14 protein-coding genes are annotated in these 19,300 nt (G+C 49.2%); 4 read left to right on the top strand and 10 right to left on the bottom strand.

Translation table 11 applies throughout. The features are described 5' to 3' along the window. Positions 1–49: 49 nt before the first annotated feature. The 4 genes from K0504_RS01780 to K0504_RS01765 all read right to left on the bottom strand — a co-directional run bounded on the left by K0504_RS01780 (position 50) and on the right by K0504_RS01765 (position 5,468). Positions 50–1,519, bottom strand: coding sequence for a glycoside hydrolase 5 family protein (locus K0504_RS01780; protein WP_220102416.1), 1,470 nt, complete (start codon positions 1,517–1,519; stop codon positions 50–52). Between the two features lie 9 nt (positions 1,520–1,528). Beyond that, positions 1,529–2,767, bottom strand: coding sequence for an AGE family epimerase/isomerase (locus tag K0504_RS01775; protein ID WP_220102415.1), 1,239 nt, complete (start codon positions 2,765–2,767; stop codon positions 1,529–1,531). Next, the gene (locus K0504_RS01770; RefSeq protein WP_318837908.1) at positions 2,767–3,951 is read right to left on the bottom strand and encodes a glycoside hydrolase family 130 protein; all 1,185 of its coding nucleotides are present in this window, start codon (positions 3,949–3,951) and stop codon (positions 2,767–2,769) included. Before K0504_RS01770 ends, K0504_RS01775 begins: the two co-directional genes overlap by 1 nt. 119 nt (positions 3,952–4,070) lie before the next feature. Beyond that, positions 4,071–5,468: an MFS transporter gene (locus K0504_RS01765; protein WP_220102414.1), complete on the bottom strand. Its 1,398-nt coding sequence runs from the start codon at positions 5,466–5,468 to the stop codon at positions 4,071–4,073. Positions 5,469–5,851: 383 nt separating this feature from the next. Here K0504_RS01765 and K0504_RS01760 point away from each other — a divergent pair, with 383 nt between their 5' ends. The 4 genes from K0504_RS01760 (at position 5,852) to K0504_RS01745 (ending at position 10,272) form a co-directional block, all read left to right on the top strand. After that, positions 5,852–6,853, top strand: a complete 1,002-nt coding sequence (locus K0504_RS01760; RefSeq protein ID WP_220102413.1) for a LacI family DNA-binding transcriptional regulator — start codon at positions 5,852–5,854, stop codon at positions 6,851–6,853. A 249-nt stretch (positions 6,854–7,102) separates the two neighbouring features. Next, positions 7,103–8,269, top strand: a complete 1,167-nt coding sequence (locus K0504_RS01755) for an AGE family epimerase/isomerase (protein ID WP_220102412.1) — start codon at positions 7,103–7,105, stop codon at positions 8,267–8,269. A 9-nt stretch (positions 8,270–8,278) separates the two neighbouring features. Next, a complete protein-coding gene (locus K0504_RS01750; RefSeq protein WP_220102411.1) occupies positions 8,279–9,619 on the top strand; it encodes a glycoside hydrolase 5 family protein in 1,341 nt (446 codons plus the stop codon). A gap of 137 nt (positions 9,620–9,756) precedes the next feature. After that, entirely contained in the window at positions 9,757–10,272 is a 516-nt protein-coding gene (locus K0504_RS01745) for an NUDIX hydrolase (protein ID WP_220102410.1), read from the top strand. Here K0504_RS01745 and K0504_RS01740 read toward each other — a convergent pair. From K0504_RS01740 to K0504_RS01715, 6 genes are all read right to left on the bottom strand, one after another. Next, positions 10,269–11,000 carry a substrate-binding periplasmic protein gene (locus tag K0504_RS01740; RefSeq protein ID WP_220102409.1) on the bottom strand — a complete coding sequence of 244 codons (732 nt, stop codon included), beginning with the start codon at positions 10,998–11,000 and terminating at the stop codon, positions 10,269–10,271. The two genes, K0504_RS01745 and K0504_RS01740, sit on opposite strands and share 4 nt — an antisense overlap. A gap of 354 nt (positions 11,001–11,354) precedes the next feature. Continuing rightward, positions 11,355–12,635 carry a sensor histidine kinase gene (locus tag K0504_RS01735; RefSeq protein ID WP_220102408.1) on the bottom strand — a complete coding sequence of 427 codons (1,281 nt, stop codon included), beginning with the start codon at positions 12,633–12,635 and terminating at the stop codon, positions 11,355–11,357. Further along, positions 12,632–13,312, bottom strand: coding sequence for a response regulator transcription factor (locus K0504_RS01730; RefSeq protein ID WP_318837907.1), 681 nt, complete (start codon positions 13,310–13,312; stop codon positions 12,632–12,634). The genes K0504_RS01735 and K0504_RS01730 overlap by 4 nt, the downstream gene beginning before the upstream one ends. A gap of 11 nt (positions 13,313–13,323) precedes the next feature. Then, a complete protein-coding gene (locus K0504_RS01725) occupies positions 13,324–16,521 on the bottom strand; it encodes an efflux RND transporter permease subunit (protein WP_220102407.1) in 3,198 nt (1,065 codons plus the stop codon). Beyond that, the gene (locus K0504_RS01720) at positions 16,518–17,714 is read right to left on the bottom strand and encodes an efflux RND transporter periplasmic adaptor subunit (RefSeq protein ID WP_220102406.1); all 1,197 of its coding nucleotides are present in this window, start codon (positions 17,712–17,714) and stop codon (positions 16,518–16,520) included. Before K0504_RS01720 ends, K0504_RS01725 begins: the two co-directional genes overlap by 4 nt. Next, entirely contained in the window at positions 17,711–19,105 is a 1,395-nt protein-coding gene (locus tag K0504_RS01715; protein ID WP_220102405.1) for a TolC family protein, read from the bottom strand. Before K0504_RS01715 ends, K0504_RS01720 begins: the two co-directional genes overlap by 4 nt. Between the last annotated feature and the right edge of the window lie 195 nt (positions 19,106–19,300).

Here is a 19,300-nt window from a genome sequence, read left to right as displayed (position 1 = left end):
TCCTTGGCGGCAGACGCACACGGAAATACACTCGCTAATTACGGGCAAACTAAGGCTCTAGGTACTGCTCGACATTTGATGGCGCAGAATTACCAGACTCATTAAAGGCGATGACGCGATAGTAATAAGTTTGACCCGATTGGCGCGCATGTGGGTCGGCAAACAACACATCACTTGCCGGATCAAAGCGATTTCGACCATCAGAGATCCCCTCCCCAATAACCTGCCAAGGCCCGATTGGTTTGGTCGCACGTTCAAATCGATACCAACGCGCAACGGGAGCCCCGAGCCACCTGATGTTATTTGGTGTTTCAATGACGCGTAAGGTCGGCGGCTGCGGCGCCGGCAATGGCGCCATCGATTCGTCTCCATCCATTTGCGCCATGGCTTTGCGCACCAAGTCAACCACAGCTAATTCTTCGTTGGCATCATTTTCAGGGAACCCCGGCAAGTGGTAGCTATAGTTGCCTGTGTATTCACGGTGCCAATAAAAACCACCATTGTGGCGGCGGCCACGAAAACCCCAGATAAAAGTGCCGGCAGCTTGGGCACCATTGTATTCTTCATGCACCGCGGCTTGCATTACCGAGTCCAAAAATGCGGCGGGCTCTAGGCCGAATTCACCCACAAAGTAAACTTTTTTACCATCGATAGCCTTTAGGTTATCCCGTACTTCTTGCGGAGAATTGTTGTTGTTTACCGTATAGAAGTGATTGGAAATGATATCGACGTTGGGGTCAGTCTTTGAAAACTCGTTAATCTTCAGATAAGTGCCATCCATCACCAATTGGTTGGGAGCCAACGACTTGATATGGGCCGCAGTTTGGCGAACGAAAGCCTCGGTCGACATTTTCAGTTCATTGCCCGATTCCCATGCCATGATGGCTTTTTCATCTTTGTATTGGCGGCCAGTATAGGTATTGGTGCGATTGATGACTTGCTCAATAATATTTAAGTAAGCGGCAAACGTTTTGCTGTTGCTGTCATAAAAATCATCTTCATGCTCGCCATAAAACGCAGCTAACTGTTCGCGTCCCCCCCACCACTGCCAGTGATCGATGAATGGCAAAATCAACCGCAAACCATGTTGGTGTGACAAGGCAATCATACGGTCGTAATGCACCATCGCAGTTTCATTTAAGCGCGGCATGCCGCCCTGCTCTAAGGGCGGCAAAATATGGGTTTCCCGCTCACAAGCTTGGTCATAAGGCGTTGCCACTGACAACACGTAAACGCGCATCGCTTTATGGCCTGTCAGCACTAAGGATTGAATCCAATTATCTTGCTCATCGGCAGTTGGCCATTTGAAGTATTGGCCCCAGCCACGTGGGTCCTCTTTGCAAGTGCCGCGGGCATCATCTTCAATTCGATGGAGCTCTGGCGCATGAACACCTGCAAATCGAAAGACTTGTTCGCCATCTTTAAGCTGATGGCCATCGCGACTGATGAAGTGCTCAAAAGCCATTGCAGGCACGGAAATCAAAGTCGCCAAAACACAAACAAGCGTCAACTGTTTCATGAGAGCACCTTAATGTTGGTTGTGAGTGGTGTTGAGGATCCGGTCAACTAATTTGCTGACCTCCATCATGGCTCGCCCATTGTGATAGGGGGCTTTCCAGCCTCCGGCTTTATAAACCGGCGGATGATTTGGCTGATCAACCGTTGCAAGCCAATGCCATTCACCAAACTCCACATCCTTGTGGAAGTTGCAGATAAACTGCCAAATGCCTTCATAAAGCGGCAATAACGCCTCTTCGCCATTGAGATAGAACGCATTCAAGAACCCCACCATTGCTTCTGCCTGAACCCACCAATGGCTTTCTGGGTGATTGAATTTTCCGACACGATCATATTGATCAAAGACTTGACCATGCTGACCAATACCTTCTTTGAAGGTGGTGTCGGCCAGCTTAAGTACCACCGGCGTGAGTTGTTCTAATCGCGTTTGATCACCAAGAGCTTCTAATGCTTCAAACAACAACCAACTGCATTCGATATCGTGACCGTATGACCATAGGGTCGATTTATCGGTCCAATCCATTTCCATGAACAAGCGCAAATGGCCACTTTTGTGATCGATAATTTTGTCATTAAAAATGTCAACCAAATTGGCCAGAGCTTCGGTGGTTTGCTCGGTCGGCGCCACCACATGCAAGGCTGTATAGGCTTCAAGCACATGCAAGTGGGTGTTCATTGTTTTGGGGAGATTGTCATCTTTATCACTTAAGCGCACATCATCCATCGGCTGCCAATCTTGACTCAACGCCTCGATGTAGCCGACTTGCAAGTAGTCACGCGCATGTTTTTCGAGTAACGAAAAATAATCCTGCGCTTTGCTCAATGCCTGCGGATCTGCGGTGAGCTTGTAGTAGGCCGACAGCGCATAAATGGCGAAGCTAATGGCATAGGTTTGCTTCTTGCTATCGGTTACTTTGCCTTGATGATCGAGCATCCACACCACGCCGCCGTGCTGAGGATCATCAAAATATTGAAGTAAGTATTGATACGCGCGCGTGGCTAACTTTTGGTATCGCTCCGATCCTGAGAACAGCGCGTATTCGGCAAAGAACCATAAAATTCTGGTGTTCTGAATAATGCATTTTTCAGACTCAATGACCGGCACATTATTACGCCCGACTTCACCGTAGAATCCGCCGTGATGCTCATCGACCGTATAGTTTGCCCACCAGTCAGCAATCGCTTCGGCCTCTTGATGAGCACTTTTCTGCCAACTTAATAAGCGCGTTGAAAGAGTCTGATTCATCATTATTTACCGCCGTTCAGGTATGCCAAATTGGCATCAATGAGTTCATTGCGAACGGCAACAGAATGCGCTGACCGCAGTCCGTCTTCTGGCGTGTTTTGACAATAATCAACCAACTGATCGACGGTAGATGTAGCCACGTGCATACGCGTATCCGACGAGGCGTAGTAAATGAAAACATCGTTGTTTTCGTTCACGACCCAACCATTGGCAAATGCCACGTTAGAGACATCACCAACGCGCTCGGCACCTTCTGGCGCAATAAAGTGGCCAGCTGGCATATGAGTGACTTTCCATGGTTGGTTTAGGTCAGTCATGAACATATACAATACGTAACGCAAACCCGCGGCAGTGTTACGAACACCATGTGCCAAATGTAGCCAGCCGTGAGCCGTTTTAATTGGGGCGGGGCCTTGGCCATTTTTGATTTCTTTGATGGTGTGATACACCTTGCCATCAACAATCTGCTCGTTTTTTACCTCGGCATTTTCCATGCTGTCAGTCAGCCCCCAGCCAATACCACCGCCGCTACCAACGGAAATGAATCCGTCTTGCGGGCGAGTATATAAGGCATATTTGCCGTCAACGAATTCAGGATGCAAAACCACGTTGCGTTGCTGGCCTGAATAGGTAATCAGATCAGGCAAACGTTCCCAAGTCACTAAGTCTTTGCTACGCGCAATACCGCATTGAGCTTCGGCCGCTGATAGGTCATTTGGTTGCGCTTCATCTTTACGTTCGGTGCAGAACAAACCATAGATATATCCGTCTTCATGAGCGGTTAAGCGCATGTCGTAAACATTAGTATCAGGGCGATCGGTTTCCGGCATGGTGACGGGATGCGACCAAAATTTGAAGTTATCAACGCCGTTGGGGCTTTCAGCGACAGCAAAGAAGGATTTACGATCATTGCCTTCAACCCGAACCACCATCAGGTACTTACCATCTTTATAAATAGCGCCAGCGTTGAGAGTCGCATTAATGCCCTGACGTTCCATCAAAAATGGATTGGTTGCTGGATTCAAGTCATAGCGCCATGTCACCGGGACGTGGGCACGCGTCACAATTGGATTTTGCCAGCGCTGATAAATCCCGTTGCCCTGTGTTTTGGGCGCATTGGGTCGCGCCAACAACTCATCTTGCTGGGCAAACAATTCATTAACTAAGGCTTTGTAATCACTCATCATTTGTATCTCTATGTTTGATATATACGTTCACCAACCAGGCGGAAAACGTAACCGTTTACATTTTAATCTAAATTTTGTTGTTCGCTAGGAGTTCTAGCCCACAAGTTTAGTCTTTCACATTAGGAATTCTGCGATGCCCGCCGAGCATCAAGCTCTTCACTCACCGACAACATGTAGTGATCGGTAAGTTTGTAGAAAATCATGAACAAGCCAGATAATGCCGCGCCAATCGCCGGCAAGAAGCTCACCATGTAACGTAACCCTTCTTTGGCAAACTCGGTTTGTTCAGCATTGGCCTCATATCCGAAAAATGCCAAGGTCCAACCCGTTAGAGCGCCACCAAGAGTCCAGCCCATTTTTTGCGAGAACGACGATGACGAGAAAATCAGGCCAGTAGAGCGTCGCCCCGTTTCAAATTCAGAGTAATCGGCAATATCTGCATACATCGACCACAGCAACGGGAATACAATCCCAGCACAGGCACTGATCACAACCTGCAACACCAACATCATCATGATTTGATCTTTGGTGAGGAAAAAGAACACACCGCTCAACGCCGCTGCGGCGAACATGGCCAACATAAAGGTATTACGCTTGCCAATTAATAATGAAATAGGTTGAGCAAGCACCACGCCTATGATGTTGGCAGCTTGGCCAAGTACCAAATAGGCAGTCGTCATCCCAACGGACATGCCAAGAATTGCCACGTCATCGGCTTGCACAAAATACTTAAAATAGAATACCGCTGCGCCATCGCGCATGCTGTTGAAAATAAGTGTCGATAACGCAGCACCAAGCAAAATAAACCAAGGTTTATTCGTCGCTAGGTTTCGTAAATCTTCTTTCAAATTGGTTTTCTGAGTCGCCGGCGGCGCAATCCGTTCGCGGGTCCACGCAAAGGTCATGTAGAAGAAAAATGCAGCAATGCACCCGTATACCATCATGGTGAGCATCCAGCCCATTTGCGGGTTTGGCGTATCAGAAATATTTGTAAAGTAACTGGTTAACGGATCCACTAAAACAAAGGCGAAAATACTTCCGACAAAGGCAAACACCATACGGAAAGACGCCAATGACGTACGGTCAGCGCTGCTCGATGACATCACCCCGAGCAACGACGCATACGGCACATTCACTGCGGTATAGGCCATCATCATCAAGGTATAAGTTACGTAGGCGTAAACCAGCTTACCCGTTGGTGACCAATCTGGCGTCGTGAAAGTCAGGACGCCAATCACCGCAAAGGGAATGGCTCCCCATAATAGGAAAGGACGAAATTTCCCCCAGCGTGTGTCTGTGCGATCGGCCAGCACGCCCATCACGGGATCATTCGCGGTATCCCAAATACGGGTCAGCAAAAACATCGTACCAACTGCAGCAGCGGAAATGCCGAACACATCGGTATAGAAGATCAGCAAGTAAACGGAAAACATCTTCCAAAACATGGAGGATGCGAAATCACCGAAACCATAACCTACTTTCTCTTTAAATTTTAGTGGCTTAATTGCTGAAGTCATATCACTATTTACTGCCAAGCAAAGTTAAATAAAGACCGTATAAACTCATCGGCCGACGATGACGCAGAGACTCCGAGCAATTTTGAGAGTTTCATCACAAAACAATGAAACAACAAGCCCCTCGATTGTTACCCTATGCCAACTTCCTTGCTGCATCCAACAACAACAGAAAAACAAACATATAGATTAATATCAACAAGTTACCTTTTCTACCAGCATTACCCCACGTGCATTACTGGCAAACCTTAACCGGTTACATTTTTAATTTCTAGCCTTTTCAGGGCAGCGAAACGGAAATTTGTGAGATCGGTGTAATATGTTACATTCTGTGGTTATTAGCGCCGATTTAATCTAACTCATGGCTTTGTCAGAGAAGAGAATTTATGTCCAATATTCGTGATGTAGCAAAGGTTGCAGGGGTCTCCATCGCAACAGTTTCACGAGCCCTTAGCGCACCGGAAACGGTTTCAAAAAAGAGCTTAAAGAAAGTCCACGAAGCCATTGAACAAGTCCAATATAAACCCAACATGTTGGCCCGTAACTTTCGTCGCCACCGCGCCTTTACTATCGTCGTTTTAGTTCCCAACATGGCCAACACCTTTTTTGCCAACGTGGTTCGCGGTATTGAAGACATCATGCAGCAACATGGGTTTGGTGTTTTGCTAGGTGACACTCGCGATCAACGGAAGCGCGAAGAAGAGTATTTAAAGCTTGTCGAAACACGACAAGCCGATGGCGTGATTCAGCTACGCCCTTATCTGGAAGGCGATTCCATTCTGCCAAAAAACGACATCATTGCGGTTAATGCTGCAGGGTGCGAAAACACCCCCTACCCTTGCGTTCGAATCGATAATGCCGGTGCGGCCAAGACAGCGACGGATTATTTGATTTCTCTTGGCCATCAACGTATTGGCGTCATCACAGGTTTGGCAAACAACCCGCATACCGTCGACCGACTAAAAGGCTACCAGCAGTCCTTAACCGCTGCCGGAATTGAGTTTTGCGAAGACTGGGTAGCAGAAGGCGAATTTACCATGTGGTCTGGTTTAAACGCCGCCCAGCATTTTGTGCGACTGCCCGAAGACGAACGACCCACAGCGATTCTGTCGATGAATGACGAAATGGCCATTGGTGCCATTAAAGGCTTCCGGACTGCAGGAATAAACATACCGGGCGACCTATCGATTGTCGGCTTCGATGATATTGAAGTATCTCGCTATACGGAACCCGCGTTAACCACCATTGCTCAACCCGCTGAAGAAATTGGCAAAGCGGCAGCCAATATGCTGCTTAAGTTGCTCGATGGTAATGAGCTGCGCAATCTTGATTACGTCTTGCCGTATGAGTTTGTTGTGCGCTCCAGTTCAGTTCCTAAATCTAACTAACTGAATCTAAATACGTTCACTCCTTACCCGTGCAACAAGGAGTGAACGCCTCATGACTGATCTTTGTGATCTCCAACACGCCGACCTGTAAAGTTGTTTGATTCAAAAACGTAACCGTTTACAATAAACAAAACTGTAAACGGTTACAGTTTTGTTTAGATGATGATTTTTGAGTTGATTAGGCCACCACCTTGCAGCTTAAAACGTCGATGTCATCGCAGCTCATTACCGTTTAAACGGAACAAACACATGCAACAGCAACGTTCACTAGAGCAGCAAGTCGCCCGATTCCAAAGCTGGATGACCGATCAAGCCCTGCCACTTTGGACCACCAAAGGTATTGAACCCAATAGTCACGCCGCTTACGAGCGACTGACCTTTGCCGGCGAGCCCGACGCGAACGTGACCAAGCGAGTCCGAGTACAAGCGCGCCAAATGTTCAGCTTTTGCGTCGCCGAAGAATTTGGTTGGAGCGCTAACAATCGCCGCATCGTCAATGATATTTGGCGATTTTCACGGTTGTACGGCAAGCATCCACAACACCCCAACACCTACATCCATTTGCTAGCAGCCAACAACGAAGTGGCCGATGCGAAACAAGATCTATACGACATCGCCTTCCACTTGCTAGCTGCAGGGACTCGCTATCGCCTGTATCGGCAAGAACGAGATATTGAACACGCGAAGCAATTACTGCATCACCTAGATACAAATTTTGCGGCCGACAACGGCGGCTGGTTTGAAGGTGATTACGACGCGCCCGTTCGGCGCCAAAACCCACACATGCATTTGTTTGAAGCCTTTATGACCTTATACGAAGCCAGCGGCGATGGGCTTTGGTTGGCAAAAGCAGGGCAGATCTTCAGTTTGTTTCAGCAAGTATTTTATGATCATGACAACGGCGTATTGCTGGAGTTTTTTGATAGCCAATGGCAACCCACATTGGTTGATGGCAACACCGTTATAGAGCCCGGCCACCTGTTTGAGTGGGTTTGGTTACTCGACTGGTACAGCCGCCTGACCGGCATTTCAGTGCGCCACTTTTGTGAGCGTTTGTATCGAAACGGGCTACTGATAGGTAAAGAGTCGAGCACTGGCCTGATTTACGATGCAACCACACCGCAAGGCGAAATTATTCACGCCACCAAACGCAGTTGGCCAATGACCGAGCTCATCAAAGCCAGTCTTGTGATGGCCCAATGGCAGCCGGAAATTTATGAATCAAAAGCGGCACAAGCCATCGATCTTTTATTCACCTATTACATTGAGCCAGCAGCAAGCGGCGCTTATGTCGACCAACTCGATGACAGCAACGCCATTTGCTCTGATGTAGCGCCAGCAAGCACCTTTTATCACCTCATTGTGGCACTGGCAGAATCCGTTCGTTATTTAGATCGCTCCGGTATCGCGGCGTAAGGACTTACGATGAAACGTTCCATAACACTATTGGCAAGCCTAGCCTTGGCGAGCCTGATGGGCTGTCAAAGCCAACCCACTCAAATTCAAACCCCCGATGATCGCTATATTCGCGTTGAACAAGGCGAATTTGTACGCGATGGTCAGCCCTATCAATTTGTGGGTTTCAACTACTGGTATGGGCCACTACTTGGTACCAGTGATGAAGGCAAAGCGCGAATGATTCGCGAACTCGATCTGATGCAGCAATACGGCATCACTAACTTGCGAGTCCTCGCTGGCGGTGATGGTGGCCAAACCGATTCGATGGTTAACCCGGCATTGCAATATGAGCAAGGTCAATACAATCAAGACTTGCTGCAAGGGTTAGACGTACTACTTGCAGAAATGGCCAAGCGCGACATGGTTGCGGTGCTCTATTTAACCAACAACTGGATCTGGTCTGGCGGTTTTGCTCAGTATTTGGAATGGAATGACTATGGCGATATTCCCAATCCGTTTGTAGCCCCTTATGACTGGGATAAATTTCAGGACTACACCATGCAGTTTCACACGTGTGAGCCTTGTATGGATTCATTCGCTAATCATGTTGAGTTTATTGTTGGCCGCACCAATAGTGTTACCGGCGTAAAATACACCGACGATCCAACCATTATGTCGTGGCAAATCGCCAATGAACCGCGAGTAAGAAACGCCGAGCATGAACCCGCCTTTACCGCTTGGATTAACCGGACCGTGGCCCAAATCAACAAGTTAGCTCCCAACCAACTGATTTCCACTGGCGCCGAAGGCGAAGCTGGCACTTTTCGCGAAGACCCAAATGCCAAAGGCACTTATGGTGACATCAATGTATGGAAACGCATCCATCGCAATCCTGATATTGACTACCTGACCATGCACGTTTGGCCAAAGAATTGGTCTTGGTACGATCCCAATGATGAACAGCCATCAACCCAGTTGGCCATTAACAACGCCAAAGATTACATCCAGCGTCACTTAGACGTTGCCAAAGCGCAGCAGCGGCCAATTGTGTTGTCAGAGTTTGGTTTTCCTCGTAATAAGGAATCACTCAGCCGAACCGCCGAAGTTACCTATCGTAATCAATTTTTCCGCGCTGTTTTTGACGAGCTGTTGGCCACTCAGGACCGCACATTTGCTGGCGTGAATATCTGGGGGTTTGGCGGCGAAGCGCAGCCAGCACAAGATATGAACACAGGTAAATGGCAAACTGGCGATGACTTTTCAGGCGATCCACCACAAGAGCCACAAGGGTTAAATTCGGTGTTTTCCACCGACACCAGCACCTTGGAATTGATCCGTGAATTCAACCAAAACATGCAGCAACGCTAATTCAATGATGACATGTTACATTCGCGCGATTTTACTCGCCGCTGCCGCCCTGCTATTCATTAGATGAGTTTGCATCCCAGCAACCGAAGGCGTTACAGTTTGTTGAACCGGTAACGCCTTCCAACTTGGTTTGTCACATGCAAGAGTTCTCCCCAACCTATTGCCCACAGTGCGGCGCTGCGAGTTTCGCTTGCAAGCAAGGTACTTGCTACGTCTGTACGTCTTGCCAATTTGAGTATTTCCACAATACCGCAGCGGCGGTAGCCGGGTTAATCGAATGCAATGGCGAGTACTTACTGACGCGCCGCGCCAAAGAACCGGGGAAAAATAGCCTTGATTTACCCGGTGGCTTTATCGATCCCAAGGAATCACTGGAGCAAGGCTTGAGCCGCGAAGTGTTTGAAGAGTTGGGCATTCATGTCGAACATTGGCAATATTTTGCGTCTGCGCCGAATCAATATTTATATAAAAACGTCCGCTACAACACCCTGGATACACTGTTCGGTTGTTCATTAAGCCAAAAGCCAACCTTACAACTAGAACAAGCAGAAATACTTGAAGCCGTGTGGGTCTCCAGAGACGACTTTGATCCACAAATTCTTTTCTTCGACTCACTTAAGCGCTTGGCCAAACAGTATTTAGCTGCCAACTAGTGAGCTGTGTTGTCAGTGGCGCAGTCGATCTGATATTCGGGAATAGAATCTGACAACTGCCATTTTTGGTATAAGGCGTCGAGTTCGCCCGAGCAATAAAGGCGTTGGATACCTTGATCAAACAACCTACGAATATTTTCACCACGTTCAGAGCGATGAAATCGCCAATAGGAATCGACGGTGTACAGCCGCTCTATTTGGTAGTGCTGTGCTAAATCTGGCGCAATCGTCATGGAAGCAATGGTCTGACGCATTTGCGGTTCATTGTCCAAGTAATAATCGGCGCCATGATCCCGCGCCATAATTAACACCGCTTGTTTTCGCGTCTCAACACCTCGCCCATGGAGGATGCCAGTAAAGGCCTTAGGAATGGTGTAACCACGAACCCATACGCCTGATTTGTCGCGCAAACTATCAACACCGAGCCATGGTTCAATCTTATGCGGCTTAAACAACACACTCTCAATATCCTTGATTACAGGGTAGCTTGATAGTAAGCATTCCGAGGAATAAACCACCGCGCCAGTCATGTCTGCCGAACCGGCTTCAACGCTGGCCAATGCGCGCTTCCAGGGCATATATTGACGAATGAGGGGGATGCCTAGCGGATCAAATATCCGATCCAGAATCTCGTGATACAAACCAGAGCCGTCCCTGTCGGTATAATCTGGCCATGCAGGCGTCGCCCACACGATTTGTTCAATCGGCTCGGCTTGAGACGAAGTCATTAGCAACAAATTAGCCATCAGCCAAAAGAGGCTTCCCCTAGGCGGGGTGAAGCTCATCAATTACGCCTCCTATCCTTTGGTACGGCATCAGTATCGAATTGGCTATTATTGAATCAGAGTAAGGCTTGTGGTTAATAATGTCGAATTTACCAATAAGTTCCCCCTAATGTGATGATGCTGCTAGCTCCCTAAGCTGATTCACAATTATTGGCTGGTGTCTTGGATTTGCCGCGTTCCTTTGTCTCAGCATAGCCCCAATGACGGCTACCTAACGCCTGCAATAACAGCGATTCATCGCACGTTCCGTGTTGGAATGTGCTCGGTAAAAATGCTTCCGCGGCAATTCAATAACTGTTAGAGGCTGGTATCTGGGCCATTATCAAACACCACTTCAACGCGGCGGCCATCTTCCAGCTCAGTGGTGCGATAGTGCCAACCAAAGCGTTGAATGAGTCGTTCGGCCAGCTGTAAGCCCAGCCCAAATCCTAATTCTTGCTGACCGGCATGTTCCTCACTGTGGTTGGTAATAAACACACTACCACCAAACTGAGTAATAATGATTTCGCCCTGATTGGTGTGCTGAAAGGCGTTGCGAATCAAATTGGCAAGCACCACTCGGCAAGCGGTTAAAGGCAATGCCATGGCAAACGGCTCAAATGTGCGGGTCACTCGGCATGACTTGCCTTGCAACAGGTATTCATGCTCTTCAACCAGATCCTTCACAAACACATCCAGTTGCACGTCCTCAAATTCAATATTCGCCTGATCGTTACGGCTTAGCCACAGCAAGGTTTCGGTAAGGTTTGCCATGGTCAGGCTTGCGCGTTCGATGCGCTCTAACACTTGTCGCTGCTTGTCGCTCATGGGCTCTTTTTCATCGAGCCGCTTGAGTAACTCAACGTTCGTTTTGGTCACCGCAATCGGCGTTCGTAACTCATGGCTAGCATGGCTTAAGAACTCTTTTTCACGAGCAAGGCCTTGCTGCACTTGCTGCAAGCTCGATTGAATCATGCCCGCTAGGCTGTTGAGCTCGGAATATTTAAAATCAGGCGGCGGTTGTCGCAGCGATTCGGCCGACAAGGATCTGGCCCACGTGCGCAAGCGCTCAATCGGATTGGCAATTTGCCGCATCACCAACAATAGCGAGCCAATAAACGCCACCAAGGCCAACCCGCCGATAATGGCAATGGTCTTGACCATAGACGGCTGTTTCGCTTCTTCATAGCGGCTAAAGCTAGGCGGCGGACCAAATGAGCGTGCGACGAAGCGAATCTCACCATCGATGGTTTTAGCTTTCACCAAAAAGTGAACCATCTTAGGCCGAGCTAAAAAGCCACCCGACACCATTTCCTTGTTGACCTGAAACAGTTTGGTTGGCGGTTGTTGGAAGATTTCTCGGATATCCTCCGGCAGATCTTGCCAACGCGACGCGATATGAAAACTCAACACTTCGGCCGGTTGACCATCAGCCACCGGTGTATTGTCTACCACATCTTGCGCGGTGCCCTGCAAGCTTTTGTCGAGCCCTTCAATAAAGTAATAACCGCTTAAAAATGAATAACCAACGGTCATGCATAAGGCTAAAAAGAAAACCGTCGCAATGATGTATAAACGCAAGCTCGCGCGGATCTTCATGGGCAACTCTTCGCATCAGTTAACGCGAACCCAAAGCCTACAACCGTGGTCAGCAACTCAGTTTGGTTCGGTTTGTCGATTTGTTTGCGCAGGTTATGAATATGAACTTTGAGGGCGTTGCTATCAGGTTGTTCATCGCCCCAAACATGTTGTATCAGCGCTTGCCGCGACACCGCCGCAGGGCTTTGACGCATGAGTAGCTCTAACAGCTTTAACGCAATGGGCGACAACTTAAGCGGCTGTCCGTCGCGAGTCGCTTGTTTGAGTTGTAAATCCAATTCAAGATCGGCCACGTGTAGCTTTTTCACCTGGCCGCTGCGACGTTTGGCCAGCGCTTGCAAACGAACAATCAGCTCAGCCATGGCAAATGGTTTCACCAAATAGTCGTCTGCGCCAACACCAAAGCCTGTTACTTTGTCATCTAAGGTGTCGCGTGCAGTTAGCATGATCACGGGCGTATCATTGCCCTCGCTGCGCATTTCATTGCACACCTTCAGGCCATCCATTTTGGGCAAATTTAAGTCGAGAATGATCACTTGGTAGGCATGGCTTTGAATCAGGCTTAAGCCTGCAACGCCATTGGCAGCATGATCGCATTGGATATCTTCCAGCGCTAAATAATCCACCACCGCGGTTGCCAAATCGATATCGTCTTCAACCAATAAAACCTGCAACATCAGCCTTTGCCTTATGCCATTCCTAGCAATCTAGTTTGCGCCCGCTGCCAACCGTTTTGCAACGCCGCTTTGCATTCCAGTTGAATGGTTAGTAGCGCCGGGATCAACACCAAGGTGATCAACGTAGCGAATAAAATACCATAGCCTAAAGACGCCGCAGCCGGAATTAGGAACTGAGCCTGCATCGAGGTTTCACTCAGCAATGGCGCTAAGCCAGCAAAGGTAGTGACTGACGTTAGCAAGACCGCCCGCAATCGACCACGACAAGCTTCAACAATGGCATCGTGAATCGAAATATCTCGCTCGCGACGGATCTGATTAAACCGCGACACCAACAACAAACTGTCGTTCACCACCACGCCGCTAAGCGCCAAAATGCCATTTAATGACAAAATGCTAATGGTCAGATCGTTTAACCAGTGGCCCAAAATCGCACCAACAATACCGAACGGAATGGCCAGCATGATCAGCACCGGCTGAATGTAAGACTTCAGCGGAATAGCCAGCAGCACATAAATAGCCAACAAGGCCATCACAAACATCTGTGACATGGAGCTTGTGGCTTCCTGTTGATGTTCTGCTTCACCGGCAAAGTCGATGGTTAAATCTGGATACTGCGCCAGCAATTCCGGCACCAGCGATTGTTGCAAGCGATCAACTAATTCATTGGACGCGAGAACCGAACTATCAACCACCGCACTGATATAGGCGGCGCGCAGGTTGTCGATTCGAGTAATGGAATCTTGTTGGTATTCGGTCGAAATACGAGCCACCGTATTCATCGACACCACGGTGCCGTCGGTTAACCGAATATGCGACTGTTCAATATCCGCCAGCGTCTGGCGCTTTTCTTGCGGCAGCCGAACCCGAACTTTGACTTCATCTTTATTGCGTTGATAGCGCTGAACAATGTCACCACCAAAGGTGCGCAACAAGTGTTGTGACAAGGTCGCCGTGTCCAGCCCTAACGCTCGCCCCTGCTCGGTCAGTTCAAATTTAAGTTGTGGTTGCCCTGGGTCTAAATTGTCATCAATACCACTGATGCCATTCATGCTCGCCAACACGTCTTTAAAACGTTCGCCGGCTGCCGTCACGGTTTGTTCATCCCACGACTTCAGTTCGACTTTGAAGTTATCGACCATTTCTTTTTTCGACAAAAACTTAAGCTTACGCACGCCTTCTAGCGAACCGGTGAGTTGTTGCCAAACTTTGCCGTATTCACGCGAACTATAAGCAGAGTCGCTTGCCAACTCGACTTTCACTTCGCCCTCCAAATCGCCGGTTGCCAATACTTGTAAGCTGGTCAAAGAGCTTTCCTCAAGCTGGTATTTGTCCATCAGCTGAGCGTCGGCTTGCAAGGCGGCTTGTTCAATCCGACCCAAGTTGGTTTCGGTTTGGCCAAAGCTGGCATCGTTTTGCATCGACACCGTTGCCACCACCAAATCACCAGCAATGTCGGGAAAGAAGCCAACCCGCACTGCGCCAGTCATCGGCATGCCAACCACCAGAATGAACAGGGTCACAAATGCTAGCAGTACGGCGTATCGCAACCGTAACGACCATTCAATGATTGGCCGATAGACACGATCATTAAACCACTGCAGGCCGGCATCGGCGCCGTGTTGGATCTTGCTCCAATACCCCAAAACGCCTTTTTTAATGGTGCGGTGAGTGTTCAGGTGGGCTAAATGGCACGGCAAGATCAACTTAGATTCAACCACCGACAGCAACAAACAAATGGTCACTACCGATGCAAATTGGGCATAAATCTGCCCCAACCGGCCAGTCACATTAGACAACGCCACAAAAGCAGCCACGGTGGTTAATACGCCAAACAAGGTAGGCACAGCCACTTGCATGGTGCCGCGAATGGTATTGGCGAGCGAGTCGCCCTGACGTTTACGCGAGTCGTAAATACTCTCGCCCACCACCACGGCGTCATCCACCACAATGCCTAGCGCCATGATAAAACCAAAGGTGGTCAGCTCGTTGATGGTTAACCCAACAAAGCTGTCGCCCATAAAAAACAAGGTGCCGCAGAAAATGAATGGCAGTCCGGCCGCCACCCAAAACGCGACGGTAAGGTTGAGAAACAACGCCAGCACAATAAAGACCAAGGCAATACCGGTGATGGCATTTTTACTCAGCAACGACAAGCGTTCTTTAATCAAATCGCTTTGATCATACCAAGTCAGCAACTCAACGTTGTTGGGCAAAATGCCGCGCTCGTTCCAGTTATCAACCACCTCTTGTGCTTGTTGCACAATGTCGATGACATCGCTTTGCTCATCCATCACGATCTGGATGCCCATACCGTTTTGCTGGTTGTAGTGCGACAGCGAGTACACATCATCTTCAAAGGTGTCGGTCACTAACGCCACATCGCCCAACCGGATCACGCTGCCGTTGGCCGTGGTGAACAGTGGAATATCGGCAAACGCCTTTTGCCGATAGGCTTGCTCGGATGCTTTTAAGCGCAGCACTTTTTCTTGATAGCGCAGGCTGGTGCTCAATGGCGTTGACGATTCAGCATTAACTGCATCGGCCACATCGCCCATAGTCAGGCCATAAGACAGCAATTTAGCTTCATCAATTTCTATAGAAATGAGCGGATCTTGCTTGGCAGAAATCGATAAATCACTAATGGCCGACTTGGCCAACAAGTCTGATTTCAATCGCTCGGCCAGCTCTTGCAAGGTGCCCATGTCGGCATCACCGTACAACTGAACCCAAATGGCATGATCCTGACGGCGGGCTTTTTCAATGACGGGGTTTTCCGCGTCCACCGGCAAGTTGTAAATGGCATCGACTTCGTTTTTGACATCGGTCAGCAAAGTATCGAGTGAGTAATCGGTTTTCTTTTCGATCATCACTGTACTGCCATAGGCATTCGAGGTAGACGTAATGCGCTTAATACCGGGCACAGTTTCCAGTGCTTCTTCAACTTTGAGGGCAATGCCTTCTTCAGCCAATAAGGCATCGCCGCTGTCGTAATTCATCGACACCGTAATGCGATCAGGCTCGAGCGACGGAAAGGCTTCTTTGCGCAGCTGGCCAGCCGCCAGCACGCCTAAGATCAATACACTGATCAGCAACAAATTAGCGGCTACTGGGTTTTGTGCAAACCAACTGATGAGTCCGCTGCCAGCAATGGCGTCATTCGTTGAGGGTAAAGGCCCGCTTGAATGGGGCGGTTGCGACTGGCTCATAAGGTAGGCTCCACTTGGGCATGAACACGCATTCCAGCAACATAAGTAATTAATGGGCGAGCAACGACAAGCGCTTGTGTTAAGCCAGCAACAGGACGGACATACACATATTCGCCATGAGCAAATTGCTGCTCGGCTTGGGTATTTGCCAACAACTGCTCTTTGCCATCGGCGCTAGTTTGCACATACCAAATCTCGCCAGCTTGCGAAATGGCCGATGCCGGCAGCTGCCACAGCCCGTCAACTACTCGGCCTTCAATCTGAGCAGTTACAAATTCGCCTGCCATCAACGGCGTGGGCTGACTTAACGGCTCGTCTACGACCACAACAACAGAGCGCTGACGACTTGTTTCATCCAAGTGCAATTCAGTGCGTTCAATATACCCCTGCCACTGACGCTGCTTGTCATTGCTCAATAGCGTCACTGCAATCAGAGCATCGCTTGGCGCCGATTCATTGGCCAATACCGGTAAGTTTTGCCATTGCTGCTCCGAGAGCGGCACCGCCACTTCAATACGGTCGGTGCTGTACAGCGTAGCGATGGTTTCGCCCGTTTGCAGATAGCGACCAGGTTGGACTTCTCGTGACACCACTACGGCATCAAATGGCGCGCTGATGCGCGTTTGCGCCAAGTCGTATTCGGCGCTCGCCAGTTGCTTTTGAGCCAACTGCAAGGTGGCTTCTGCAGCAGCCAATTGTGGCTTGCGTAATACCAGTGGCGAATCAGGATCACCTGTCATGCCCGAGCGCTGCCATTCAAGTTCAGCTTGCTCGCCTAATCGTTGTTCTTCCAATAGCGCTAACTGCGCGTCGGCCAATGCAACTTGGGCATCGGCAACGGCTTGTTGGTAACTTAGCGGATTGATTTGTGCTAATTGCTGCCCCTTCGCAAATACAGCGCCGGTTTTAAAATGATTGCTCAGTGCCGTCAGTTGGCCACTCACCTCAGCCACAAGCTCAAGTTCAAATTGTGATTTGGCTTCACCGTAGCCAACAATCATGGCTTGATGGCGCTGAGCAAGCGCCTCAATAACCGACACTTCTTGCAACTGTATCGGGTGTTTGTCGTTTGCCATTGATTCCATATGGTGTGTTCTGGCAGCGCGCATTTGTGCGCCGTTAAATAAAATGGCCGCAACAATAGAAACAGCCGCAACCAAGGTTGCAACGCGGGTTAGCGTTTTACGATTCATGAAGATACTCCGAGGCCTAACGCCAATCCTAAATCAATGCGATTTACCAAACGGTTATAAGTGGTTTCAATCAGTTGAGCTTCTAAATCAAAGGTTTGCTGCTGAACAGTGAGCAAATCTAGAATGTCGACCAAGCCCTGACGGTATTTAACTTGGTAGTTGTCAAAACTGCGCTCAGCGCTATGCAGCGATACCGTTAAATGTTCTTGTTGACGGCTAAGTGAGTGCTCTTGGCCCAACGCGTTTTCAACTTCGTACACAGCGTTCAGCAGGGTTTCTTGATAGCCCCAAAACGCTTGTTCTGCGGTCAGTTCGGCAATTTCAGCTTGCGCTCGCAAAGTGCCGCCTTGAAACAGTGGCGCGGTGATCTGCCCCAATAAGCTCCACGCGGGGCTTTTGAACAAGGCATCACTCGGGTTTGACGCAACTTCGGTTAACGATGCCGACAAGTTAAATGATGGCAACAGCGCCTTGTACGCCACATCGGTACGATATTGTTCGGCCACAATGCTGTAGTAGGCATTTTGCAGGTCGGGACGGCGCGCTAAATCTTGCTCCGGTAGGGTCGAAAGCGGCTGTATAACGTCTGGAAAGCCTGCGTCCACCTCAATTGCCTGTGGCTGTTCGGCACCTAGCAGCAGGGTTAAACTGCGCTGCGCTTGCGCCAATTGTTCTTGATAATTCGCTAACGTTGCACGAGCACTGGCCGACGATGATTTGGCGGTATCTAGGGTTTCTAAATCGCCCAGCCCCACGCGATAACGCTGCACAATAAAGGCTTCATTATCTTCGAGCGTTTTTAGCCGCTGGGACTCAACCACAAGCCGTTGTTTCAAATAATTAATTTGTAGCCAGTTGCGCATGATACTGGCGGCCAGGGCATCTTTTGCCGCCTGCACACTAGCCTGACTGCTGGCAATGTCCATTTCGGCAGCACTGGCGTTGTCGCTGAGCTTTTGCCACAAATCCAATTCCCAGCTCACGGTTAAATCGGCGCTGTAACTGTCATCGGCATCTTCTGCGCGTTCACCGCTAAAACCGGCATTGACCTGTGGCCGAGAATCACCCACGGTTGCTGCATGTTGGGCATAGGCAATTTTTAGCGCAATGACGGTTTGCTGAAGGTTGGGGTTATTCGCCATAGCCTGCGTCACTAACTCGGTCAGCGGCTGCAGCTCAATTAAATCGGTGATTTGCTGGGCAGTGCTGGCACCTACTTGCTGTTGCTGCCAACGCTCCTGCGTTTTCAACTGCTGCTCAGCTTGCTGATTAAAGTCGAGTTCGGACGTTGTTGTACAACCGAGTAAGCTTAAGCTAATGCACAAGCTTAACGGCAACAACACAGCCGAACGACGCGGGCGCCGAGCTTTATTTGGCAAGGAATGGGTCATCTAAAAACGGCTCAAAGTAATGGATCTGGCGGCAGCATACACAGCCGCAGGTTAAGGCTGGGTTAAGAGCCAATTGCCCGCAGTGAACTGGCTAAACTGAGCGAGTGCCGGAGATGACAGAGAATACTTAGCAGATGATTTAAAACAGTTTTTAGGATTAAAGGTAAGCATATGAGCGAGTGGCAAGCGCGTTTG

The organism is Neiella holothuriorum, from assembly GCF_019457915.1.
GTDB classification, from domain to species: Bacteria; Pseudomonadota; Gammaproteobacteria; order Enterobacterales; family Neiellaceae; genus Neiella; species Neiella holothuriorum.
This window is presented reverse-complemented; position numbering and strand designations above follow the sequence as displayed.